Origin of the sequence: Pseudomonas mendocina, from assembly GCF_003008615.1 — a bacterium.
Taxonomy (GTDB): domain Bacteria; phylum Pseudomonadota; class Gammaproteobacteria; order Pseudomonadales; family Pseudomonadaceae; genus Aquipseudomonas; species Aquipseudomonas mendocina_C.
Genome location: NZ_CP027657.1, coordinates 16,765 through 38,508 on the forward strand (window position 1 = coordinate 16,765; position 21,744 = coordinate 38,508).

29 protein-coding genes are annotated in these 21,744 nt (G+C 61.9%); 19 read left to right on the top strand and 10 right to left on the bottom strand.

The window, feature by feature from the left end; genetic code table 11:
- The first annotated feature begins 6 nt into the window (after window positions 1–6).
- From C7A17_RS00110 to C7A17_RS00150, 9 genes are all read left to right on the top strand, one after another.
- Window positions 7–291: a phage antirepressor KilAC domain-containing protein gene (locus C7A17_RS00110; protein WP_106735994.1), complete on the top strand. Its 285-nt coding sequence runs from the start codon at window positions 7–9 to the stop codon at window positions 289–291.
- Window positions 288–665 carry a hypothetical protein gene (locus C7A17_RS00115; protein ID WP_106735995.1) on the top strand — a complete coding sequence of 126 codons (378 nt, stop codon included), beginning with the start codon at window positions 288–290 and terminating at the stop codon, window positions 663–665. The genes C7A17_RS00110 and C7A17_RS00115 overlap by 4 nt, the downstream gene beginning before the upstream one ends.
- A complete protein-coding gene (locus tag C7A17_RS00120) occupies window positions 662–901 on the top strand; it encodes a pyocin activator PrtN family protein (RefSeq protein ID WP_106735996.1) in 240 nt (79 codons plus the stop codon). Before C7A17_RS00115 ends, C7A17_RS00120 begins: the two co-directional genes overlap by 4 nt.
- A 121-nt stretch (window positions 902–1,022) precedes the next feature.
- On the top strand, window positions 1,023–1,364 hold the full coding sequence (locus tag C7A17_RS00125) for a hypothetical protein (protein ID WP_106735997.1): 342 nt from the start codon (window positions 1,023–1,025) through the stop codon (window positions 1,362–1,364).
- A 33-nt stretch (window positions 1,365–1,397) separates the two neighbouring features.
- Window positions 1,398–2,219, top strand: a complete 822-nt coding sequence (locus tag C7A17_RS00130; protein WP_106735998.1) for a YfdQ family protein — start codon at window positions 1,398–1,400, stop codon at window positions 2,217–2,219.
- A gap of 69 nt (window positions 2,220–2,288) precedes the next feature.
- Window positions 2,289–3,080 (top strand): ATP-binding protein, encoded by a 792-nt coding sequence (locus C7A17_RS27000; RefSeq protein WP_234035864.1) that lies wholly within the window; start codon window positions 2,289–2,291, stop codon window positions 3,078–3,080.
- On the top strand, window positions 3,077–3,307 hold the full coding sequence (locus tag C7A17_RS00140) for a hypothetical protein (RefSeq protein WP_106735999.1): 231 nt from the start codon (window positions 3,077–3,079) through the stop codon (window positions 3,305–3,307). The genes C7A17_RS27000 and C7A17_RS00140 overlap by 4 nt, the downstream gene beginning before the upstream one ends.
- Window positions 3,304–4,005, top strand: coding sequence for a phosphohydrolase (locus tag C7A17_RS00145; RefSeq protein ID WP_106736000.1), 702 nt, complete (start codon window positions 3,304–3,306; stop codon window positions 4,003–4,005). Before C7A17_RS00140 ends, C7A17_RS00145 begins: the two co-directional genes overlap by 4 nt.
- Complete coding sequence (locus tag C7A17_RS00150; protein ID WP_106736001.1) at window positions 4,002–4,664, top strand: hypothetical protein; 663 nt, start codon at window positions 4,002–4,004, stop codon at window positions 4,662–4,664. Before C7A17_RS00145 ends, C7A17_RS00150 begins: the two co-directional genes overlap by 4 nt.
- An 86-nt stretch (window positions 4,665–4,750) precedes the next feature.
- Here the strand turns inward: C7A17_RS00150 and C7A17_RS00155 are convergent, their stop codons facing one another.
- Window positions 4,751–5,374: a hypothetical protein gene (locus C7A17_RS00155; RefSeq protein WP_106736002.1), complete on the bottom strand. Its 624-nt coding sequence runs from the start codon at window positions 5,372–5,374 to the stop codon at window positions 4,751–4,753.
- Window positions 5,375–5,422: 48 nt separating this feature from the next.
- Window positions 5,423–5,974, bottom strand: coding sequence for a hypothetical protein (locus C7A17_RS26680; RefSeq protein WP_158704625.1), 552 nt, complete (start codon window positions 5,972–5,974; stop codon window positions 5,423–5,425).
- Window positions 5,975–6,161: 187 nt separating this feature from the next.
- Here C7A17_RS26680 and C7A17_RS00165 point away from each other — a divergent pair, with 187 nt between their 5' ends.
- Genes C7A17_RS00165 through C7A17_RS00180 form a run of 4 tightly spaced genes read left to right on the top strand, consistent with a single transcriptional unit; the run spans window position 6,162 to window position 8,055 of the window.
- On the top strand, window positions 6,162–6,467 hold the full coding sequence (locus C7A17_RS00165) for a hypothetical protein (protein ID WP_106736004.1): 306 nt from the start codon (window positions 6,162–6,164) through the stop codon (window positions 6,465–6,467).
- Window positions 6,464–7,270, top strand: coding sequence for a DNA cytosine methyltransferase (locus C7A17_RS00170; protein WP_106736005.1), 807 nt, complete (start codon window positions 6,464–6,466; stop codon window positions 7,268–7,270). The genes C7A17_RS00165 and C7A17_RS00170 overlap by 4 nt, the downstream gene beginning before the upstream one ends.
- Window positions 7,271–7,279: 9 nt before the next feature.
- Window positions 7,280–7,780 carry a hypothetical protein gene (locus C7A17_RS00175; RefSeq protein WP_106736006.1) on the top strand — a complete coding sequence of 167 codons (501 nt, stop codon included), beginning with the start codon at window positions 7,280–7,282 and terminating at the stop codon, window positions 7,778–7,780.
- Complete coding sequence (locus tag C7A17_RS00180) at window positions 7,777–8,055, top strand: pyocin activator PrtN family protein (RefSeq protein ID WP_106736007.1); 279 nt, start codon at window positions 7,777–7,779, stop codon at window positions 8,053–8,055. Before C7A17_RS00175 ends, C7A17_RS00180 begins: the two co-directional genes overlap by 4 nt.
- A gap of 10 nt (window positions 8,056–8,065) precedes the next feature.
- On the opposite strand, the gene C7A17_RS00185 is transcribed toward C7A17_RS00180, so the two are convergent.
- Window positions 8,066–9,187 carry a tyrosine-type recombinase/integrase gene (locus C7A17_RS00185; protein WP_106736008.1) on the bottom strand — a complete coding sequence of 374 codons (1,122 nt, stop codon included), beginning with the start codon at window positions 9,185–9,187 and terminating at the stop codon, window positions 8,066–8,068.
- Between the two features lie 176 nt (window positions 9,188–9,363).
- On the opposite strand from C7A17_RS00185, the gene dusA reads away from it, so the two are divergent.
- A complete protein-coding gene (gene dusA, locus C7A17_RS00190) occupies window positions 9,364–10,302 on the top strand; it encodes a tRNA dihydrouridine(20/20a) synthase DusA (RefSeq protein WP_394337058.1) in 939 nt (312 codons plus the stop codon).
- On the opposite strand, the gene C7A17_RS00195 is transcribed toward dusA, so the two are convergent.
- A complete protein-coding gene (locus C7A17_RS00195) occupies window positions 10,272–10,607 on the bottom strand; it encodes a transcriptional repressor (RefSeq protein ID WP_106736010.1) in 336 nt (111 codons plus the stop codon). The genes dusA and C7A17_RS00195 overlap by 31 nt on opposite strands.
- Before the next feature lie 193 nt (window positions 10,608–10,800).
- Here C7A17_RS00195 and tal point away from each other — a divergent pair, with 193 nt between their 5' ends.
- Window positions 10,801–11,727, top strand: coding sequence for a transaldolase (gene tal / locus C7A17_RS00200; RefSeq protein ID WP_106736011.1), 927 nt, complete (start codon window positions 10,801–10,803; stop codon window positions 11,725–11,727).
- Window positions 11,728–11,812: 85 nt separating this feature from the next.
- On the opposite strand, the gene rssC is transcribed toward tal, so the two are convergent.
- On the bottom strand, window positions 11,813–12,295 hold the full coding sequence (gene rssC, locus C7A17_RS00205) for an anti-sigma factor antagonist RssC (protein WP_106742645.1): 483 nt from the start codon (window positions 12,293–12,295) through the stop codon (window positions 11,813–11,815).
- A gap of 8 nt (window positions 12,296–12,303) precedes the next feature.
- On the bottom strand, window positions 12,304–13,488 hold the full coding sequence (gene rssB, locus C7A17_RS00210) for a two-component system response regulator RssB (RefSeq protein WP_106736012.1): 1,185 nt from the start codon (window positions 13,486–13,488) through the stop codon (window positions 12,304–12,306).
- Window positions 13,489–13,698: 210 nt separating this feature from the next.
- Here rssB and C7A17_RS00215 point away from each other — a divergent pair, with 210 nt between their 5' ends.
- Window positions 13,699–13,998: a PilZ domain-containing protein gene (locus tag C7A17_RS00215; RefSeq protein WP_106736013.1), complete on the top strand. Its 300-nt coding sequence runs from the start codon at window positions 13,699–13,701 to the stop codon at window positions 13,996–13,998.
- Between the two features lie 55 nt (window positions 13,999–14,053).
- Here the strand turns inward: C7A17_RS00215 and C7A17_RS00220 are convergent, their stop codons facing one another.
- Window positions 14,054–14,758 carry an MlaA family lipoprotein gene (locus C7A17_RS00220; protein WP_106736014.1) on the bottom strand — a complete coding sequence of 235 codons (705 nt, stop codon included), beginning with the start codon at window positions 14,756–14,758 and terminating at the stop codon, window positions 14,054–14,056.
- Window positions 14,759–14,862: 104 nt separating this feature from the next.
- On the opposite strand from C7A17_RS00220, the gene C7A17_RS00225 reads away from it, so the two are divergent.
- The 3 genes from C7A17_RS00225 to C7A17_RS00235 all read left to right on the top strand — a co-directional run bounded on the left by C7A17_RS00225 (window position 14,863) and on the right by C7A17_RS00235 (window position 16,440).
- On the top strand, window positions 14,863–15,273 hold the full coding sequence (locus C7A17_RS00225; protein WP_106736015.1) for an acyl-CoA thioesterase: 411 nt from the start codon (window positions 14,863–14,865) through the stop codon (window positions 15,271–15,273).
- A 62-nt stretch (window positions 15,274–15,335) separates the two neighbouring features.
- Complete coding sequence (locus C7A17_RS00230; protein WP_106736016.1) at window positions 15,336–16,055, top strand: phosphatase; 720 nt, start codon at window positions 15,336–15,338, stop codon at window positions 16,053–16,055.
- Window positions 16,056–16,173: 118 nt separating this feature from the next.
- Window positions 16,174–16,440, top strand: coding sequence for a DUF4404 family protein (locus C7A17_RS00235; RefSeq protein ID WP_106736019.1), 267 nt, complete (start codon window positions 16,174–16,176; stop codon window positions 16,438–16,440).
- A gap of 76 nt (window positions 16,441–16,516) precedes the next feature.
- Here the strand turns inward: C7A17_RS00235 and queF are convergent, their stop codons facing one another.
- From queF to C7A17_RS00250, 3 genes are all read right to left on the bottom strand, one after another.
- Window positions 16,517–17,347, bottom strand: coding sequence for an NADPH-dependent 7-cyano-7-deazaguanine reductase QueF (gene queF / locus C7A17_RS00240; RefSeq protein WP_106736021.1), 831 nt, complete (start codon window positions 17,345–17,347; stop codon window positions 16,517–16,519).
- Between the two features lie 289 nt (window positions 17,348–17,636).
- Complete coding sequence (locus C7A17_RS00245) at window positions 17,637–20,705, bottom strand: efflux RND transporter permease subunit (protein ID WP_106736024.1); 3,069 nt, start codon at window positions 20,703–20,705, stop codon at window positions 17,637–17,639.
- Window positions 20,702–21,724, bottom strand: a complete 1,023-nt coding sequence (locus tag C7A17_RS00250; protein ID WP_106736026.1) for an efflux RND transporter periplasmic adaptor subunit — start codon at window positions 21,722–21,724, stop codon at window positions 20,702–20,704. The genes C7A17_RS00245 and C7A17_RS00250 overlap by 4 nt, the downstream gene beginning before the upstream one ends.
- Window positions 21,725–21,744: the final 20 nt, after the last annotated feature.

The following is a 21,744-nucleotide window of genomic DNA, read 5'->3' on the forward strand; positions in this document are numbered from 1 at the left end:
CACGCCATGAACCGCACCGTGAAAGAGGCCGCCCAGGTACTGGGCATCGCCGAGAGCAAGCTGCGCGATCACCTGCGCAGCATCAAAGCCCTGAATCGCGACGGCACCCTGGCAGCCCGCCACATCGGCGGCGGCAAGCTGTTCATGGACTCGCGCGTCACCACCCCCGAGCGCCTGGGCATCCGCAAGCACTACGCCGTGCTCAAAGTCACCGAGGCCGGCATCGACTGGCTGGCCAAACAGCTCGGCATCGAGATCAAGGAAATCCCGCAGAAGGACAGCGCCGCATGAACAAGCCCACCGCCATTACTGACGCCATTGGCGTCGTCAAGCTGGTCAGCCTGCACCACGCCAACCCGAGCGCTGTGAGCGCCGCCACCGTGCGCGATGCGGCAGAAGAATGCATCGAGCGCCTGCAGGCCATCCCGCCCCTGGCGCTGGAGCTGGCCGCGCTGTACTGCGCGCTGCTCGCCATCCTGCCGGCCCGCTGGCTGCCTTACGTCACCTGCACCGTCGACACCGAACGCCCGTTCGGCGCCGTGATCACCGACGAGGCCGGCAACATCGCCGCTACCGGTACCGGCAAGACCGTCGAAGGGCTCGCCACGCTGATCGCCACCAAGCTCGGCCACAACCCGGCGGGGTGCGGGGAGGTGGTGCGGTGACCACAACGCTCGCCCTGCTGCAGGAGCGCTACAAGGCCACCAGCCTGCCGCTGGAAACCGTGCGCGCCGACTACTTCTCCCACATCAAAACCGAGAAGAGCCTGCGCGCCAAGATCCGCAACGGCGAAGTGAAGCTGGCCACCTACAAGAACTCCGATTCGCGTCTGGCGCCGCTGCACGTGCGCCTGACCGACCTCGCCGCCTACCTCGACGCTCGCGCCGCGGCTGCCGCGTAAAGCAGCCGGCACAAAGGGAGGAATGGCAGCCATGTAAACGCATCGATCCACCTCACCCCACTCAAGCCCCGGCGCTGCCGGGGCTTACCGGACTCTGACCCGACAACCCGAGACGCAGCACATGAGCAAACGACCCTTCATAGACACCCTGCGCGAGGTCGAGATGGGCGGCCTGCTGGACGAGCTAACCGACGCCCAGCACAGCCTGATCGACCTGATTCGCCTGACCAACAAGGCCGGCGCCCTGACCATCACCCTCAACTACAAGCCCGAGGGCGCTGGGCAGATCACCGTCAAAGCCGAGGTCAAGGCCAAAGAGCCCAAGCTGGCCCGCGGTAGCTCCCTGTTCTTCCTCACCCCCGAAGGCAACCTCAGTCGCCGCGATCCACGTCAGCAGCAAATGGATCTGCGCCCTGTGGGCGGGGATGAAAAGCCTGACGCGCTGCGCCAGGCCGCCGAGTAACCCTCTCTGACAACCGCTCACAGGAGCAACCCGATGAAAGAAGCAATCGACCAACTCTTGGCCCTCGCTCAGGGCCTCGGCAAACCATTCAACATCGAACAGATCAAGGCACCGTTGGCCCTGGTGCCGCATGGCGTATCCCTCGAAGTGCTGGAGCAGCACCTGCCAGCACCGACCCGCACCAAGCAAAGCCTGACGGTACTGGATGCAGCCACCTTCATCGAGTACGTGAAGCGCTACGCTACCGCCGCCACCGTGGTGTTCTGCAACGGCCCCAACGGCCGCACCTTCCGCGCGGTCATCGACTACCACCAACCCGACCAGCCTGCATGGGGCTCGCACTCGGCTTCCTACGCCTGTCCTCTCACCGTTGAATGGGGCAACTGGAAGGGGGCAGACCGCAAGCGCATGACCCAGGCCGACTTCGCCGAGTTCATCGAAGACAACGTCAAAGACGTCGTTACCAGCGAGCAGACCCCTGGCGCACCGACCGCCGCCGAAATGCTGGAGATCAGCCGCACCCTGCAGGCGCAAAAGAACATCACCTTCCGCCAGGGCACCCGCCTCGATAACGGCCAGGTGCAACTGACCTACAACGAGGAGATCGATGGGCGCGCAGGCGAGACCGGCCAACTGCGCATCCCTGAGCAGTTCTTCATCGGCGTGAAGCCCTTCATTGGCGGCGCAGCCTTCTTGGTTGCCGCCCGTTTCCGCTACCGCATCGTCGAAGGCCGCTTGCAGGTCTGGTACGAGCTGGTACGCCCGGACAAGGTGCTTGAAGAGGCCTACGAGGCAGTCCGCCAGACCATCAGCGAAGGTATCGGCGAAGTGCCGATGTACGAAGCCACCCTGTAACCCACCACCACAAAGCCTGCCGCCAGGGACTCTGACCCCTGGCGGCGGGCACCAACGGAGACACAGCACATGACCGTTTCAATCATCACCCTCGGCGTAATCGCCGCGCTCGTCATCATCGCCCTGCTCGGCCTGGCCGCGCTGGCTTACGTCTACGCACAGACTGCCCACAACAACGGCTATGACCAAGGCCTCGACGAAGGCAAGAAGGCTGCCGCCGACTACACCCGCGACCTCGAAAAGCAGTTAGTCACCACCACCGGCCGCCTGGCCAACGCCCACCTCGAATATGGCGCCCAACTGGAGGACGCCGACCGCCGCATCGCCATCTATGCCGGCCGGAGCTGGACGCGCGACGACATCACCCTTCTCAAGCGTGGCGCCAAGCAACTCAAGCTCGCCGCCATCACCTACTCCGAGTTCGAAAAGGCCAACCTGGCTGACCCTGCTCGCTTTGCTCTGGACATCGGCAGCCAACTCGAACAACTGGCCCAGCGCATCGAGCAGCAACTCGACGGCAAAGCACCCACCGCGATCCTTACTCGTGTCGAGGCTACCCCCACTAGCGATGGCCTACTTGAAGTTGCCCTCGACGCTTTCAACCTCACCAACGGCAAGAGCTGGCTGGTGCATGGCCCAGAAGGCTGCGGAAAAACCAAGAATGCCCAGGCCATCGCCGCCGCCCTCGGCCTGACTGAGATCGTCGACGATTGGCAACCCGGCCAACCGGTACCCGCCACCAAAGCCCTGGTGCTGACCAACCATGAAGGCCCGCACCAGCCTTTCACACGCCGCATCCTCACCTTCGCCCAAGCCATGCAATTGGTGGCCCGCCATGCCCAGCGGGGTAACGCAGCATGAGCACTCACCGCACCTACCCCCTTCGCCGCCTCAGCCCCGAGGCCGGCGGCAAGCTCGAGCACGATCACCAGCGCACCACCAGCAAGCTGGCTGCGCTGCAGCGTGAACACGCCGAGCTGCAGAACCAGATCCGCACCCAGTACGGCACCGAAGCGCTCTGGCAACTACGCGAAGCAACCCGCAACGCACTGCTGCTGGCAGATATCAAGCAGGAGGCAGCAGCATGACCTGGATACTCACCAACAGCGCCCGCGCCTTCGACCTGCTCAACCCGCGCGCCGAGAACGTCCTCACCACCGATATCGCCCACGCCCTGAGCCTGGTCTGCCGCTTCAACGGCCACTGCGCATGGCACTACTCAGTCGCCCAACACAGCCTGCTGGTCGCGTACATCATCGAGAAGGAAGGCGGCACGCCCGAGGAACAACTGGCCGGGCTGCTGCACGACGCCGCCGAGGCCTATATCAGCGACCTGACTCGCCCGCTCAAACTGCTGCTGATTGAGGCGGCACGGCAGCGGCAAATCGCCTGGATTTACTTTGTAGGCCAGGTCAGCGCGCAGAGTCATGCGGTCAGCCTCGACGCGGCTGCAACTCGCATCCTCACCACCGCCGAACGCGAAGGCGTCAGCCTGCTGCTGGACACCTACCACCAGATCGAGCAGCGCATCTGGCTCGCCATCGCCGAACGCTTCGACCTAGCACCCGAGCTGCCGGAGTGCGTCAAGCACGCCGACATGATCGCCCTGGCCACTGAGAAGCGCGACCTGCTGCCCGAGCACCCAGCCCCCTGGGAATGCCTCGAAGGCTACGCCCCGCTGCCGGAGCGGATCGGGAAGTACCAGCACGAAGCAGTTCGCCAGCAGTTCCACGACCGCCTACTGCAGTTGCTCGCCACCACCCACCGCCGGAGGGTAGCAGCATGAAAATGGCCAAGCCCTCGGCCCGCGATATCGAGGCCGCAGAAGAACTGCACCAGGTGCTGCAGATGATCGACGCCCGCTTCGGCGGGCCTTTTCAGAACCACGAAGCTGGCGATGACCTGGCCACCCTGCTCGACAACGGGGACAGCGGCGTCAACGCCTTCGACAGCGATAACGAGCAACACCTGCTGACGCTCTACAACCACCTGGCCCGCCTGCTGCGCAACGCGCCCAACTTCTACGGGCGCGTAATCGGCGGCATGTGCTGGGTGATCATGAACGAGGCCAACCAGATCCTCGACCCAGACGCTGACGTCATCGACCTGCACCCGCGCTTCCAGCAGATGGCAGACCGCCTGAACGCCCTGGAAGCGAAGATCGCCGCCGGCACCCTCCGCGAAGTGCCGGACGGGTACGTGCTGATGCCGCAGGCGCTGACCGCCGAGAACGGCGCCAAGGGCTTGCTGCTTGGTGAGTTCCATATCGACAGTGAACGCACCTGCGATCAATGCGAAATCGACGAACCCGACGAGAACTGCGAGGTGTGTCGCGGCGAGACCGAGTACACGCAGCGAATCCCCGTTCCGTGGGACACGATCAAGGAAATCTACGCCAAGGCGGCAGCAGGCCTGGCTATTCGCACGGAGGCGCCCCAGCCATGACCGCCACCACCTACCGCATCCACCCACAACCCAGCTTCAACTTCGGCGGCCTGGTCATCGACAACTTCGCCGGTGGCAGCATGACGTTAGTAGCGTTCCAGCGAATCGAAGTAGTCGATCAGTTGCTCCTCCTGCGCTCGGAGCAGCTTCGAGTGTTTACGGTACTCCAACGCAACCGCTTCGAACTCGGGAGTGTAAAGAGCCTTTTTTTCGGCAATTTCCACTGCGTAGATAGCGGCACTTTTGATTGGGAGGACAAACGAGACCATTTCGTTTCCGAAGACCACCAGGTCAAGGTCAACACAGCTGCGTGTTACACGCGCAAGGGCCAGCATTGCCTCATACCTAGGATTATCACTAGAGAAACTGTAGGATTTTTCCAGCTTGCCTGCAGCGCTTTCGAAGTGCCCCATCAGATGCTGCGTGAGCGAAAGAACAGCGTTGACACTATCAATGCGGCGACGCCTCTCTTGCAGCTCCGCCAACTTCATCTCATGCCGCTTCTGCCAGGCCGGCACAGCAATAGCAACGGCCACGGCCAGCAATGCGCCCAGCGCCTGAACCCAACCAGACGTATCGGCTGGCAGCCACCCGTGCTTCACCCAGTAAGCGACCGAACCAACCAGCAACCACACCAGGCTGCCCATGGCCAACAGCACGCCAAGGAAAATCACAACCCTCTCTATCAACCAATCCTTCTGGCTTCTCATGTTGGTCAGCTCAATGTCAGTGACTGTTTTACGGAGCCTAAGTGCACGTCAATGCCATTGAGTACTCAACTGTTCGGCAAGAGCTGCGAGTTGAGCATCAACACTGGTGCGTTCTGGACGTCCAGGTATGTAAGAACCTTGAACTGTGTAGAGGTGATTAGACAGTTCACTAAGTATCCCCTGTCTAGTCAGATCATCCTCGTCGAGAAGCAATTGGCCAAAGAGTGCCTGAAAGCCAGCCATCTGCTGATCGTGATAAGGCCTTTCAGCGGGGCGCGTGGAAAGTCCCATTTTTTCATAATGAGCTATGTAGGCTCGCACGTGCTCAATGAATACTCGCAGCCGGCGAGTACGCTTGTAGTTGCTATCAATTGCTTGGCGGCGATGATGCTCAACTTGCCTTTGATGCTGGATCTGCGAAACCCAGATTGCGGCCAGTATCGCAGCAACCGAGCCAACCGCTTGCACCCAAGCGGCTCCGACAACTCCAGCATTCACAGCCAGCATCAAGATGTAGGCGCCCGCGAAGATAGCGACAACACCAGGGACTGTGATCGTCAGACGCTCCCTCATCCAATGCCAGACACGCTCGTACCACATCCCTATAACCTCGCCGAACTAGAACATGAGCGGAGCATGCCGGCCCTCTGCCACCATGTCCAGCAGGTCGCCGCATGACCGCCTTCAACCCCCACCTACACCAGGCAGCGCAGCAAGCGCTGCCCAATCCGCCCCAGTGCGGCGCCTGCTACGACGGCGCATCTGATGATGACGAACAGGAGGCGGCATGAGCCAGCGCAAGCCCTACAACCACCAGGCACGCCTGGCCACCTACTTCCGGTCGCTACTTCGTAGCAACCACGTGGCGGTGCTCGATATCGAGCACCTTGAACTACAGGTGCTCGTCGACTGGAAGCACGCCAGAGCAATCGGCAATGGCCGAGAGGCAGTCGCCACAGCCGTCACCGACTTCGGCCTGTTGCGCCAGGCCAGCCACAGCCAGAACGACCGCCGCAAGCTGACCAAGGTACTGCTGCTGCGCGGTCGCTCGGTGGACTACGGCATGACGAAGATTTTCAAGGGGGCACAGTGAATGAGCTGGCTCTTTTCGCGGGCGCTGGTGGCGGAATACTCGCCGGGCACCTGCTCGGATGGCGAACCCTCTGCGCCGTTGAGCGTGATGCCTACCCAGCACAAGTTCTGGCGCAACGACAAAACGATGGATGCCTCCCAGCTTTCCCGATTTGGTCTGACGTGTGCAGTTTTGACGGCAGACCATGGCGAGGCCTTGTTGACGTCGTATCTGGCGGCTTCCCGTGCCAGGACATCTCAGCAGCCGGCGCCGGCGTCGGCATCGATGGCAGCCGATCAGGCCTGTGGAAACAAATGGCACGAATCGTCGGTGAGGTTCTGCCTCGCTTCGTCTTCGTGGAGAACTCACCGATGCTTGTGGGACGAGGCCTTGCCGTGGTCATCAGTGACCTTGCCCAACTGGGGTATGACGCGAGCTGGCTACGTCTATCAGCATCCGACCTTGGAGCGCCCCATCAACGCGACCGACTCTGGCTTGTGGCCCACACCAACAGTGCATGGCAATCACAACCAACCCGGGATGAGCAAGAAAGCCGGCTGGGGGCTCAGCAGTGCCGTGAAGGAATGGCAAACGCCGGTCGCGGACGACGCTATGAGCAGGCCAAGGGGCAAGTTCAACAGCCGAGGCGAGCCGAAGCTTTCGGCTCAAGTGTCGACCTCGATCGAGAATGGCCAGCTGAACCCGAACTGGGTCGAGTGGCTCATGGGGTGGCCCATCGGGTGGACAGAATTAAAGCCCTTGGCAATGGCCAGGTTTCGCGAGTGGGAGCAGCAGCATTCGCCTTGCAATGCCATCAAGAGTGAGGACGCCGCATGAGCCAGCGCAAGCCCTACAACCACCAGGCACGCCTGGCCAACTACTACCGGTCGATGCTGCGCAGCAACCACGTGGCCGTGCTCGATGTCGAGCACATCGAGCTGCAGACCATCATCAACTGGAAGAACGGCACGCTGGTCACCAGCAACAGCCGTGTCGCCCTAGTCGATGCCATCACCGAAAGGCCGTACCGCTGGACGATCTACCTAGCCGGCCTGCACCGGCCAGACAACGCCGAGCCCTACATGAAGAGCGAAGAACTGGCACTGGATGGCATCTACCGCGCCGAAAGCCTGATCGACGTGATCGAGCCACGCTCGATCGAGCCACGCTCGATCGAGCCACGCTCGATCGAGCTGAAAGCTCGGTGCAATCCCAAGCACCTCTTAGGCATGGCATGGATCGCCATGCCCTACCAAGCCACCCTCACCACCGCCGAGGCATCGCGCATCTTCGAGGCCTTCGGCGCCTGGCGCAAGCAGTCGGAGGCCGCATGAACACGGCATTTTTGCTGATGGCTCAATACAACGGGGCCGCGATCATCCCCCTCGAGCGAGTGTGCGAGGACTACTTCTCCCACCTCACACCGGAGAAGCTGCTGCGCAAAGCTGGTGCCGGCGAAATCGATCTACCCATCACCCGCATCGAAGGCAGCCAGAAAGCGGCCAAGGGCGTTCACCTGAGCGACCTGGCCAACTACCTCGACGCCCAGCGCGCCAAAGCAGTTGCGGAGAATGACAAGCTGCACGGCCGCTTCAAGAAGGCCAGCTAAAAGGGGGCGTTTAGCCCCCTTTTCTCAGATACCCTCGCAGGGCTTTTGACTCATTGATTCGCGGCAGCCAGGGCCAACCAGCATACTTGTCGCCACGTCCACTCAGGTGGGTGTAACGCCGCATCGAGTTCCAGTCCCGATGCCCCGACACACTGGAAACCCTCGGGATATCCCAGTCCATCTCAAACAACCTGCTAACCCCGTCATGCCGCAGGTCATGGAAGTGCAGATCCTCCACCCCCAAAAACTTGCAGGCATTCGTCCATACCGTGCTGATGGTTTTGCTGTTGTAGGGGAATATCTCCGGGGCCAGCACATCCATGCTGTCGATGATGCTCATTGCTTCATCAGGCAGATAGCACCACACATCGTTACCAATCTTCTGCCCCGGGTTTTTCATATCACGCACCAAAACGCGCTGGCCCTGGCGATCCAGATCGTCCCAGCGGATCCGCGTGATCTCCTCCTGCCTCCGCGTTGAGAAAATGGCAAAGGCCACTAGCTTCGGCATGTGCAGCGAACTCGGTCGGCGGGTGAGCACTTCGAAGAAGTACTCGAGCAACAAGCTCAACTCCTCAAGCGTCGGCCGGCGATCTCGCTCATTACTGCGGCTGACCATTCCGAGCTTGCGCAGCACCCGCCTGGCGTCTTGCATCGCGTGCGGGTCAATCTCATTTCCCCATGCCGGCCGAGCTACCGACAACACGGAGCCGATGTGCGACAGATCATTACCCACCGTCTGGGCCTGAACTGCACCACCCTCTGCGCTCAGGCGCCACTTTGCATAGTCCACCAGCTTCTGACTGGTGATCTCGCTATCAGTCAGATCGCCGAGCCACGTCTCACTGATCGCATTGAGCGTCCACAGCTTCGTTCTGCCCAGTGGCACCTGCGATTCATCAATGTACTGCTTGATGATGTCCCGCAGCAGCGCGGCCTTGCGGTTTGCTCGCTCTATAGCACCCGGCATAGCCAGTTCAGACTCACGCCTGGCCACCCACGCCTTGGCAGTCTGCTGCCGGTCGAAGGTTTGGCTTTCCTGATAGACTTGCACACCGTCCCGCATGATGCGTATCTGCGCCGTGTAACCGTAGCTGCCGTCCTTGCGCTTCCGCTTCCTGATCGTTGCCATTCTGGATTTGGTACATGAGCTGATGGAGCCGGTACATTGTACCAGTGACCCTGCAAAAACAAGCGGAAACGGGCGAAAACGAGCAGCAAACAAGACGAGCCGAAATGCCCATAGAATCACCCTCCAAGCCAGCAACCACGCGCCCTACACTGTCTCGCCGCTTCTCCGTGGCACCGATGATGGATTGGACCGACCGTCACTGCCGCTACTTCCTGCGCCAGCTGTCGCGCCATGCGCTGCTCTACACCGAGATGGTCACCACCGGCGCGCTGATCCATGGCGACCGTGAGCGTTTCCTGCGCTACAGCGAGTGCGAGCACCCCATCGCGCTGCAACTGGGTGGCAGCAACCCGCAGGATCTGGCGACCTGCGCGAAGATGGCCGAAGCACACGGCTATGACGAAGTGAACCTGAACGTCGGCTGCCCCAGCGACCGGGTGCAGAACAACATGATCGGCGCCTGCCTGATGGGCCATCCCGCGCTGGTAGCCGATTGCGTGAAAGCCATGCAGGACGCCGTGAGCATCCCGGTCACGGTCAAGCATCGGATCGGCATCAACGGTCGCGACAGCTATGCAGAACTGTGCGACTTCGTTGGCCAGGTGCGCGAAGCCGGCTGCCGCAGCTTTACCGTGCACGCCCGCATCGCCATTCTCGAAGGCCTGTCACCCAAGGAAAACCGCGAAATCCCGCCGCTGCGCTATGACATCGCCGCCCAGCTCAAGCAGGACTTCCCGGATCTGGAGATCATCCTCAACGGTGGCATCAAGACGCTGGAAGAATGCGAGCAGCACCTGCAGACCTTCGACGGTGTGATGCTCGGTCGCGAGGCCTATCACAACCCTTTCCTGCTGGCGCAGGTGGACAATCGCTTGTTCGCTGCCGAGGCGACGCCCATCACCCGCATGGACGCCCTGCTCGCCCTCAAACCCTACGTCGAACAACACCTACGCGACGGCGGCACCCTGCATCACGTCAGTCGTCACGTGCTCGGTCTGGCCCAGGGCTTCCCTGGCGCACGACGCTTCCGTCAGTTGCTGTCGGTGGACATCCACAAGGTGCAGGATCCGCTCGGCCTGCTCGATCAAGCCGCCGAACTGCTGCGCGGGCACTGAGCCGAAACCGTCAGGCGATAGCGGCTACGCCCGGTCGCCTGGATCATGCCGCCTTCCTCCATACGCCGCAGTACCTGACGCACACTCACCAGTGACAGCGGCTCGCCGGCCTCACTCAGTTGCTGGTGCAACTCACGGCTGGAAATCCCCTCGTCCTCGTCGGCACCGTACAGCGCCTCCACCACTTTCTGCCGCGGCATGCTGAAGCGCAACCCGACGGCCTGCAGCAAGGCGCGGCACTGACGGCTGTCCGGGCCACTCTCTGCGTGATTCAGGGAACGAGGCAAGTTGTGCTGGGTCGACATGTTCGGGCTCCTTGGCTGCTTTACGAAAGCCGGACTCCACTGGCTTCGGGTATTTTTCAGTGTCTCTTCAATAAAGACGAACGAGCCGGGAAAAAACGCATACCCAAAAGGTAAATATTGTCAGTGAAGCGCCCGTTGAGCGCCCAGGGCGCCTCGGGTAAGGTCACATCATCCGCAACGACAAGGCCTCGTCATGACCTCCAAGCTGGAACAACTCAAGCAGTTCACCACCGTGGTCGCCGACACCGGTGATCTCGACGCCATCGCACGCCTGCAACCGGTGGACGCCACCACCAACCCGTCCCTGCTGCTCAAAGCCGCGGCGTTGCCGCGCTATGCCGACCTGTTGCAACAGGCCGTGGGCGCCGGCCAGGGTGACCTGGGCCTGGCGTGTGATCATTTCGCCGTCGCTGTCGGCCAGGAGATTCTCAAGGTCATTCCCGGGCGCATTTCCACCGAAGTGGACGCACGCTTGTCCTTCGACACCGACGCCACCCTGCGCCGCGCCGAACGCCTGATCGGCCTTTACGACCAGGCCGGTATCGGCCGCGAACGGGTACTGATCAAGATCGCCTCGACCTGGGAAGGCATCCGCGCCGCCGAACAGCTTGAGAAAGCCGGCATCCAGACCAATCTCACCCTGCTGTTCGCCTTCGCCCAGGCTCAGGCCTGTGCCGACGCTGGAGTGTTCCTCATTTCGCCCTTCGTCGGACGCATCTACGACTGGTACAAGAAGGCCGAAGGCCGCGACTACGCCGGCAGCGAAGATCCGGGCGTACGCTCGGTGACGCGCATCTACGACTACTACAAGGCCAACGCCTACGAGACCGTGGTGATGGGCGCAAGCTTCCGCAACCAGGGGCAAATCGAGGCGCTGGCCGGTTGCGACCGCCTGACCATCAGCCCGGATCTGCTGCAGAAGCTGGCCGATGACCAGGGCCAACTGGAGCGCGTGCTGACGCCTGGGGCAGCCGGCGAGGCTCGGCATAGCCTCGACGAACGCGCATACCGCTGGGCCATGAACGAAGACGCCATGGCCACCGAGAAACTGGCAGAAGGCATTCGCCTGTTCGCCCGCGATCAGGAAAAGCTCGAAGCACTGCTCAGCGCCAAAGCCTGAAACGAAGAAGGGGCGCCGGCTTAGGCGGGCGCCCCTTTGGAGGAATGAGAGTCGGTGCGCACAGCGCACCCTACCAGGAAAGCGGTCAGTGGCGTTCCAGCGCACTCACCAGGTCGTGAAAGGCGGCCCGGTTGGAGTCGTTAAGCCCCATCAGGATGCGGTGAGCCTCCAACACCTTGGCCTTGACCACTTCCTCGGACTGATCCTGCGACGGTAGATCATCCAGACAATCCGGGCACGGCGCAGGGCCTTCGACGATGTTGAACACCTGATCGAAGCCCATGGACTCGAGCAGGCGGGTGATGTCGTCGTGAGTGGTGACCACGGTCGGCAACAAACCTACCTTCTGCCGGGATAGGATGGACAGTTTGGCCAGCAGACCGAGGGTCGTGCTGTCGATACTGCGGGTCTCGGTCAGGTCGATGACGATGGCCGAGAAATTCAACGCGGTAAAAATCTTTTCAATCGTGGCATCCAGCGCCGAACACAAGGTCAGGCGGACTTCACCGACGAACTTCAGGACGAAGGTTCCATCCTGCTCGGCGAATTGGATGCGACCGGGGCTTATCCCAGGATTCATGCAAGGTTCCTGCTCAACACCAGCAAGGCGATATCATCCGGCATCTCGCCCAGATTGGCCAGACCGAGAACTTGACGCAAACCGTCTAGGCTGCCGCCGGCCTGGCTAACTAGTTGTGGCAACGCCAATTCCTTGTCCTTTAGCGTGTCGCCTGGGAGCAGGTCGAGAATGCCGTCGGACAACAGCGTAAGACTGAAAGACTCGGGTAGCGCCATTACGTGGTCGCTGTACTCTGCTTCTTCGAACAGACCGACAGGCAACCCGCGCCCCTCCAGGTAACGTGCCTGGCCACCTTCGAACAGCACTGGCAATGGCAGGTGCCCGCCGATGCTGTAAGTGAACTGGCCGCTTTCTTCGTCGATCACCCCACCCAGCATGGTCACGTGCTTGCCCAGCTTGCAGTTGATCAGGCCACGGTTGATGTGCCCGAGCACATCGGAGGGTTTGAACTCAGGCAGCGTACCGCCACGACGCCATTCGTAGAGCAGGCGCGTGGTCATGAACTTGAGCAGTACGGTGACGAACGCAGACGAAGCGCCATGCCCTGAAACATCGGCGAGGTAAAAAGCGATACGCCGCTCGTCTATACGGAAGTAGTCGACGAAATCGCCGGACAAATACAGAGACGGAATGATCTGGTGGGCAAAGGTCAGGCCATCGGCCTGCCAGGGCGTCACCGGCAGCATGTTCATCTGCACCTGACGCCCCGCGTTCTGGTCTTCCTGCAGCAGATGCAGGCTGGCCTGCAGCTCGCGGTTGGTAGCTTCCAGCTTCTCGCGATAACGCTGGTTCTCCACGCGCAAGCGCGAACGATCCAGGGCGCGGCGCACCGAGTGTTCGAGTACTGCCAGGTCTTCCAGAGGCTTGATCAGGTAATCGGCTGCCCCCAGGCGCAAGGCTTCTACCGCGTCATTCATCACGCCCGCGCCGGACACGACGATAACCGGTACATCCACACCCAAAGCGTTGATACGACGAATCAGCTCAAGACCGTCGACCTGCGGCATACGCAGGTCACAGATCATCAGGTCGGGGCTTTCCTGCTGGAAGACTTCCAGCCCCTGCAGACCGTTGTTGGCCTGCAAAACCTTGAAGCCGCTGTCCTCGAGATAGGCCGCGAGGCTCGCACGCACGACGTCGTCGTCGTCGATGATCAGCAGAGTGGCACTGGTTTTGTGCATGGGTAATCCAGGCAAACTGCGCCGGAGCAATTGAGTTGCAGCCGAGGCGCAGCGCCGCAAAGGGGTGCCAGGGCAATTTCAAGGGGCAGACGGTACTCCCATCCGCCTGCCGATTCAAGCCGGCGCCGGTCGTCGTTCGGCGGCTTTACAGGGTAAATCGGCGAGGGTTATAAGTGCCGCGGGAAAGATCATAAGAAGAGGGTGGCGTCCATGAGTCAGAACGATCGAGCGTACAGCGAGAAACGCGACTTCATCCGCATGCGACTGGAAGCGCCAGTCACTCTGCACCACGCTGGTGGCGAAACATCGGCACTGTGCCTGGATCTGTCGAGTACCGGCATGCAAATCGAGGCGAACGTCAGCTTGAGCATGGGTGACAAAGTGCGCGTCCACATCCCGTCCGACCATAGCGAACTGGCCGGCCTGGATGCCCAGGCCGAAGTGGTTCGCATCGCTGATCTGGACGATGGCCGGCAGTCTCTGGGGCTGGCCATCCTGTCGATGAGCTGAAACCAATAGCAACGAAAAAGGCGGCCAGAGGCCGCCTTTTTTCATGGCTGACGTATCAGAAGTCGTCTTCGACCTCGCCGTCCTTGACCTTGAACTCACGGCTCTGCAGGTAGGCGTTGCGGATGAAGATGTACTTGTCGCCACTGATCAGACGCTCGGCCGACAACAGACTCGCGCGGGTATCGATCACATTGACACCACGAGTGACATTACGAGTCGGCACATGGTCGATGTACGGATACGGCGTCAGCAGGCTATCCGGCACTCTGCCGGTGGCATCGCGCACGGTGCTGGGGCCAAGGAACGGAATCACCAGATACGGGCCGCTATTCACGCCCCAGACGCCCAGAGTCTGGCCGAAGTCCTCGTCATTCTTCTGCAGGCCCATGTGCTTGGCCACATCGAAGAAGCCCAGCAGGCCGAAGGTGGTGTTGAAGATCAGGCGACCGGTATCGACACCGGCGTCATGCAGCTTGCCTTGCAGCACGTTGTTGGCCAGGTTGCCCACGTCGCCGATGTTGCCGAAGACATTGTGTATGCCATCTTCCAGAAACTGCGGGGTTACGGCCTGGTAGCCCTGCGCGATCGGTTTCAGCGCATAGGTATCGAGGGTATCGTTGAAACGGAAGATCGGGCGGTTGAAGCTTTCCCAAGGATCTTCTTCCGAAGCGGCCTGGCTCACGGCAGGCATCAAGCTCAGGCCAACGAGCGCCATCAGGCTACCCAGGCGCGCGATCCAGCGAGCACCGAACACATGCATTGAAATCTCTCCTTGAGGGAAATTAATGTGGCCACCGCCAGCGGCCCGAAGACCGCGTAGTATAAAGCCTGGAGCCCCGCTTGGGCAGCATAGCGAACAATGCGATGACCGATAAGACTCTGCTACACACTGCGCGTATCCCCGTACGTTGGGGTGATATGGACAGCTACGGGCACGTCAACAACATCATCTACATGCAATACCTTGAAGAGGCTCGGGTCGCCTGGTTCGAACTGGCTGGCGTACCGATGAGCAACGTGCCATTGGGCCCAGTGGTACTGCAGACTCAGCACACCTATCTCAAGCCCGTGGTGCACCCAGCCACCGTAGTGGTCGAGTTGCGCGCCGGCGCGGTCGGTCGCAGCAGCCTGGTGGTCGAGCACAGGCTGACGACCGTGGAAGATCCACAGACGGTCTACGGCGAGGGCTACTGCAAGCTGGTATGGATCGATCATGCCAAAGGGAATTCCGTGGCGCTGCCTGAGCATGTGCGCGCCTTGTTCAGCGTCATCTGACGGTCATATTGCGGTCATCCGCTGGCGCTAGATTGGACGAGGCCACTGCCACGGATGACCTCATGCCCCACGCCTCCCCAACCGCCCTGATCTTCGAGCTTTCCGGCTGCCTGGTCGATTTCGGTGCCCGTACGTTGCCAGTCGCGTTGCAGCGCCTGCATCCGCAACGCGAACGCCCTGCCCTCGCCAGCACGGCCGAACAGGCCCTTGCCAGCATGCTGGGAACGACTCCCATCCCTGCCCAGTTGCAGGATCTGCAGCAGACGCTGAGCGAAGTGGCCGGCGAGCATAGCGAACTGACACCCGGCGCAGCTCAATTGCTGGCCGCTCTACACGCCGACGGCATCCCCTGCGCCTGGCTCGATGCCCTGCCCGCCGATGCCAGTCTGCGTTTGGCCGAGGCCTTGCCGACACCTGTCGAAGCCGTGCTCACGCGCCAAACCAGGCCCTGGCCGGCTCCAGACGGTTGCTGGCAGGCCCTGAGCCAGTTGGAAGTGCAGCGCCTGGATGGCTGCATTGTGGTCAGTGGCAACCCACTGTTGCTACAAGCCGGACTCAATGCCGGCTGCTGGACGATCGGCCTGGCCGCCTGCGGCCCGCTGTGTGGTTACGCCCTGAGCGACTGGCAGGCACTGAACGCGAGCGAGCAGGAACGCCTGCGCGCCGAAGCCACGCTGCTGCTCTACCGGCTAGGCGTGCATTCGGTGGTCGACCATCTAGAGGCGATAGACGCCAGCCTCGAAGACATCGGGCTACGTCGGCAGAAAGGTGAAAAGCCCTGACACATTTGACCCGCGTCAGGCAAAGCCAGCGTGCTTGAATTACCCTGCAGGTACGGGCTGAAAACTTCCGGCAGCGCCAGGGGTCAATGCCTATGCCTATTCGATAAGGGAGAACTCTATGCCAGCGAATGACCTGCAGCAGCAACTGGAAGCCCTCCACCAGCACCTGGCCCAGGACACGCCGCTCAGCGAAGAAGAACGGGCATCGCTTTACCTTCTGACCCAGGAAATCGAAGTGCAACTGGCGCGCGAAGCCGCAGCAGCGCCCGATGCGACACTGGTCGATGGCGTCAACCTAGCAGTGGAACGCTTCGAAGCCAGCCACCCGACACTCGCCGGAACCCTGCGCAACATCATGCAGAGCCTGGCCAACATGGGTATCTGAACGCCCCATCCCCGGCTACAACCGGGGCATTACCCAAGTGCCGCCACCCCTTCCGGGTTGGCGGCATTTTCATAGGCTACTGGCGTACCAGGCGCCCGTTGTCCGGCGCGATGGCGGCGGTGCTGCGATAGGGGTTGATATCCAGACCACCGCGGCGCACGTAACGCGCATAAACGGTCAGGGAATGCGGCTGTAGCAGACGTTGCAGATCGAGAAAGATGCGCTCCACGCACTGCTCGTGGAAGTCCGCGTGCTGACGGAAACTCACCAGATAAGCCAGCAGGCTGGCGTGATCCAGCGCCGCACCACGATACTGCACGACAAGACTGCCCCAATCCGGCTGGCCGGTCACCGGACAGTTGGACTTGAGCAGATGGCTGTGCAGGCTCTCCTCAACCACCCGCTCGGCATCGCAGCGCAGCAGCTCCGGCTGCGGGTGGTCGTACTGGCTGACGCTGACCTCCAGCTCATCGATGCATTGGCCCGGCAACGTCGCCACGCCCTCTCCCGCTACCTCGTCCAGCGAGCGCAGGCGCACCACTACCGGCTTGCCGGCCACCGCCGACAGATCGCGCGCCAGCGTCGCCTGTAGCTCATCCCAACTGGCAAATACCGTCTGGTTCAGTGAGTTGAGGTAGAGCTTGAAGGATTTGGATTCGATGATGTTCGGCGAATCCGCCGGGATGGCGAACTCGCCGATCGCCACCACGGGCTTGCCAGACGGCAACAGCCAGGACAGCTCGTAGCAGTTCCAGTAGTCCACGCCCTGATACGGCAGGCTGGCACCGTCGAGGCCCAGTTCCGCCCACTTGGTGGCGCGCGAGATGGGGAACAGCAGCTCGGGGCTGTACTCGGCGATGTACTGGCTGGACTTACCCAGCGGGGAGTGTTCGGCGGGGTGCTGCATGGTGCGCGATCCAGGGTGGCGAAAACCGCGCGAGTTTAGCGGGTTGAGCGCGACGTCGCACCCGCGAAGCATGACGCCGGCCACCTGTAGGAGCGAGCTCTGCTCGCGAATTGCATTACAGCAAGAAGCTTCGCGAGCAAAGCTCGCTCCTACCACAACAATCAGTAACGCAGTGCCCCGTGGTAGGGGCTTTCGGCTCGGGCATCCTGCTTCGCTCTACCTCCTGCATCCCTGCAGTCGCAGCCGCGACTGCCTCAAAAGCTCGCCGCTAAAGCGCCTCCTACAGGATTCAGACCGCCACCTGCTCGTCCTCGATCTTGCGCAGCGGCGCCCAGCGACGCAGCAACAGGTACAGCGTCGGGATCACATAAAGCGTGAAGAAGGTGCCGACCAGCAGCCCACCGACGATCACCAGACCAATCTGCTGGCGGCTTTCGGCCCCCGCCCCCGTGGCAATGGCCAAGGGCAGCGAACCCAGCACCATGGCGCCGGTGGTCATCAGGATCGGCCGCAGGCGCTGCACCGAAGCTTCGATCACCGCCTCGCGCAGCGCCTTGCCCTCACGCAGCAGGTGGTTGGCGAACTCGACGATCAGAATGCCGTGCTTGGTGATCAGGCCGATCAGGGTCACCAGACCGATCTGCGAATAGATGTTCCAGGTACCACCAAACAGCTTCAGCGCCAGCAAGGCGCCGGCCATCGACAGCGGCACGCTGAAGAGGATGATCAACGGATCGCTGAAGCTCTCGAACTGCGCCGCCAGCACCAGGAAGATGAAGGCCAGCGCCAGGGCGAAGATCAGCAGAATGCCCGAGCTGGATTCCTTGAAATCGCGCGAGGTGCCGGTGTAGTCGTACTGCGTCTCCGGCGGGAACACCTCGCGCGCAGCCGCCTCCAGATGATTCAGGGCCTCACCCAGGGTGTAACCGGTACCGACGTTGGCGCTGATGGTCACCGCACGCAGCTGGTTGAAGTGGTTGAGTTCGCGCGGCGCCACGGTTTCGCGAACCTCGATCAGGTTGGATAGCTGCACCATGCCGCCGTCACGGTCACGCACATAGACGCGATCCAGATCCTGCGGGTTGCTGCGGTCGATGTCCTGCAGCTGCACCAGCACGTCGTATTGTTCGCCGTTCTGCTTGAAACGGGTGACCTGACGGCTGCCGAACAGGCTTTCCAGGCTGCGACCGATCACCGACACATCAGTGCCGACCGCCACTGCCTGCTCGCGGTTGACGGTGATCTTGAGCTGCGGCGAGTTGAGCTTGAGGTCGCTGTCCAGACCTTCGAGGCCCGGGTAATCACGCATGCGCTCCATCAGTTGGTCGACATAGCCCTGCAGTTCGGCGTACTCCATGGACGAGCGGATGACGAAGTTGATTGGCTGGTTGCGCGCGCTCTGCCCCAGCGGCGGACGATTGACCGGCGTGACGCGCATGCCGGCGATGTCCTGCAATTGCGGTAACAGCTCATTACGAATATCGAACTGGCTGCGCGAGCGCTCGCCCCAATCCTCCAGCTTCATGAAGGAAATACCCTGCGCCACCGTGGGGAAGCCGGCGATCATCAGGTAGCGATTGGTCTCGGGAATGCTGGCATAGGCCGCTTCTACCTCGCGGGCATAGCGCGCCGTGTAATCAATGGTGGCGCCGTCCGGCCCGTTGAACACGCCGACGATGGTGCCGGTGTCCTCGGTCGGCGCCAGCTCCGAGCGCAGGCCACCGAACAGCCAGGCGCACAGCACGAAGGCGCCGAGCAACACGCCAAGCACCAGTGGCCAGGCGCGCAGGGCGCGATCCAGGCTGTGCTTGTAGCTGTAGGTCAGGCCGTTGAGAAAGCCTTCGATCAGGTTGTACACCCGGCCATGCTGCTCGTTGTGCTGATGCGGTTTGAGCAGCACCGCACACATCATCGGCGTCAGGGTCAGAGCGACGAAGCCGGACACCAGCACCGAGCCGGCCAGCGTCCAGGCGAACTCGGTGAACAGTTTGCCGGTGGTGCCCTGCATGAAACCGATGGGGGCGAACACCGCCGCCAGGGTCAGGGTCATGGCGATCACCGCGAAGGCGATCTCGCGGCTGCCCTTGAAGGCCGCCTGCATGGGTTTCATGCCCGCCTCGATATGGCGGTGGATGTTCTCCAGCATGACGATGGCGTCATCCACCACCAGACCGATGGCCAGCACCATGGCCAGCAGGGTCAGGGTGTTGATGGTAAAACCCATCAGCGACATCAGGGCGAAGGCGCCAATCAGCGACACCGGAATGGTCACCAGCGGGATCAGCGTCGCGCGCAGCGAGCGCAGGAAGATGAAGATGATCAGGATGACCAGTGCCACCGCTTCCCAGATAGTGGTGAAGACGTTGTCGATGGATTCGCGGATGAACTGCGAGTTGTCGTTGGCCACCGTCATGTTCATGCCATCAGGCAGCAACTCCTTGACGTCGGGCCAAGCGGCTTCGAGGCCATCGGAAATGTCCAGCGGGTTGGCCGTGGCCTGTTTGACCAGACCCAGAGTCACCGCCGGCAAGCCATTGAAGCGAACCACGGTGCGCTCGTCGCGCGGCCCCACCTCGGCGCGACCGACATCGGACAGCCGCAGCAGGTAGCCCTGCGAATCGTCGAGAATCAGCTCGTTGAACTGCTCCGGCGTGCGCAGATCGGTTTCCGACAGCACGCTGAACTCACGCTCGCGCGACTCGATGCGCCCGGCCGGGATTTCCACGTTCTGCCGACGCAGGGCGTCTTCCACGTCCTGCACGGTGAGGTTGTGCGCGGCGAGCTTCTCCGGATCGAGCCAGATCCGCATGGAGAAGGTACGCGCACCGCGCACCTGCACTTCGGAGACACCAGGAATGGTCTGCAGGCGATCCTTGATCACCCGCTCCAGCACGTCGGTGATCTCCATGGCGCTGTGCTGCTGACTGTGGAAGGCGATCCACACCACCGGTTGAGCGTCGGCCTCGACCTTCTGCACGATGGGTTCGTCCACCTCGTCCGGCAGCAGGTTGCGCACCCGACCGAGGCGATCACGAACGTCGTTGGCCGCTTCGTCGGCGCTGCGGCCAAGACGGAACTGCGCGGTGATCTGGGTATTTTCCGCGCGGCTGATGGACGTGACGAAATCCAGGCCCTCGATACCCGAGAGCACGTCCTCCACCGGCTGCGCCACCTGCGACTCCATGATCTCCGGGCTAGCGCCGGGATAGGTGACCTGCACGGTGACGATGGGCACATCGATATTGGGGTATTCACGCACGTTGAGGCGGTCGTAGGCCATCAGGCCCAGCAGCACCACGATCAGCGATAGAACAGTGGCGAATACCGGCCGGCGAATGCAGACATCTGACAGCGTCACGGCTGACGCTCCCCGCTCTTGGTGCGCACGCTCAGGCCTTCACGCACGCGCTGCCAGCCGGCGCTGATGACGGTTTCGTCGCCCTGCAATCCTTCACGCACTTCCACCAGGCCGTCGAAGCGCTTACCCAGCACCACCTCGCGGCGCTCGACCTGGTCGTCGACCACCAGGTTGACCAGCAGCTTGTCGCCCTGCGGCATCACCGCCTCTTCCGGAATCACCAACGCTTGCGGCCGCTCTTCTAGGATCACCGAAACCCGCACGAACTGGCCTGGGCGTAAGCGACGGTCGTCATTGCCGATATGCGCGCGGATCGCCTGGCTACGTCCGGCTTCGTCCAGGCGCGGGTTGATGGCGAAGATCTCGCCGCGAAAGCGTTCATCCGGATAAGTATCGAGGGTGATTTCCACAGTCTGCCCCAGACGCACCTGGGCCACGGCCTTCTGCGGAATACGGAAATCGACCTTGAGTGGGTCGAGCACTTCCAGGTTGACGATGTTCTGCCCCGCGCTGAGGTAGTCGCCGACGCTGGCCTGGCGCAGGCCGAGCACGCCATCGTAGGGCGCCTTGATCTGGGTCTTGTCGAGTCGTGCCTGGGCCAGCGCCAGGCTGGCGCGCGCGGCCTGTTGCTGACTCTGCGCCTCGTCGAGCGCCTGAGCATTGCTGGCGCCGCGCTGGAACAGCATCTGCGCGCGCTGATGGTTCTTTTCCGCGAGGTCAAGATTGGCGCGAGCCTGGGCGAATTCGGCGCGGGTGATGGCATCGTCAAGGCTGACCAGCAGGTCGCCGGTCGTCACCGCCTGCCCTTCGCGAAAATGCAGAGTTGCCAGACGCCCCTCCACTTCCGGGCGAATCATCACTGACTCGTCGGAGCGCAACGAACCGAAGGTGATCAGTTCGTCGCGTACTTCCATTTGCCGCACCGCCACGACCTCGACCATCGGCCCTTCGGCTGCGCTCGCTGGCAGAGCGAATGCACCCAGCAACAACCATGGAAGAGCACGTAACAGCACGGTCATGATCAGCCCCTTTTTCTCGG